Genomic DNA, 304 nt, shown 5'->3' with positions numbered 1-304 from the left:
ATGTACTACGCCACCTAACGCAAAGCCAAAAGCACTCCGCATACCTGCTTTTCGCCCATTTGCAAAAGTTTGCGCCATTAAAAACGCGTTTGATGGTCCAGGCGCAACGGCCATTAAAAAGCTGGCGAGTAAAAATGAGAGTAAAAAGTCAGGATTGATCATTGCACTTGATTCAAAAGAGGTTGGTAGTTAATGTTATCAAGCATATAGAAAAATAAAAAGCGGGCATATTGCCCGCTTGGTAAAGAGTTTTAACTACAGTGCTAATTGCCTGTGGTGATTACTATTCACAGGCTCAGCAAAC

The 304-nt window shown here is 41.8% G+C and carries 1 pseudogene; it reads right to left on the bottom strand.

What is annotated here, in order from left to right:
* Positions 1 to 162: pseudogene (locus CWB76_RS20340) on the bottom strand (LysE family translocator); the annotation flags it as partial.
* Between the last annotated feature and the right edge of the window lie 142 nt (positions 163 to 304).

The sequence above is a fragment of the Pseudoalteromonas sp. S1609 genome, from assembly GCF_005887255.1.
In the GTDB taxonomy this organism is placed as follows: Bacteria; Pseudomonadota; Gammaproteobacteria; order Enterobacterales; family Alteromonadaceae; genus Pseudoalteromonas.
The sequence above is the reverse complement of the archived record's forward strand: the minus strand, read 5'-3'. Positions and strand labels throughout refer to the sequence as shown.